The following is a 465-nucleotide window of genomic DNA, read 5'->3' on the forward strand; positions in this document are numbered from 1 at the left end:
TATGCCAACCCCCTCTTCCCCCGAACGACAGGCCGCGCGCGCGGCCGGCCTGCGCTATGTCGATGACACCCAGCCGGGCATCAGCCGGCGCCGCGCCGGCCAGGGCTTCAGCTACCGCGACGCGGACGGTCACGTGGTCCGCGACGCGGCCACCCTGCAGCGCATCCGCGCACTGGCCATTCCACCGGCCTACACCGCCGTGTGGATCTGCGCCCACGCCAACGGCCACCTGCAGGCCACCGGCCGCGATGCGCGCGGGCGCAAGCAGTACCGTTACCTCGCCGACTGGGCGAAAGAGCGCGACGCCGGCAAGTTCGACCGCATCATCGCCTTTGGCGACGCCCTGCCCACGCTGCGGCGGCGGCTGTCGCGGGACCTGAAGCGTCCAGGGTTTCCGCGCGAAAAGGTGCTGGCGATGGTGGTCGCACTGCTGGCCGACACGCTGGTGCCGGTCGGCAATGAAAC

General features: G+C 71.4%; 1 pseudogene. It reads left to right on the forward strand.

Annotated elements, in window-relative coordinates:
- Nucleotide 1 precedes the first annotated feature (1 nt).
- Nucleotides 2-465 (forward strand): annotated as a pseudogene (locus EN846_RS33605) (DNA topoisomerase IB); the annotation flags it as partial.

Origin of the sequence: Mesorhizobium sp. M4B.F.Ca.ET.203.01.1.1 (genome assembly GCF_004791025.1) — a bacterium.
Classification (GTDB): Bacteria; Pseudomonadota; Alphaproteobacteria; order Rhizobiales; family Rhizobiaceae; genus Mesorhizobium; species Mesorhizobium abyssinicae.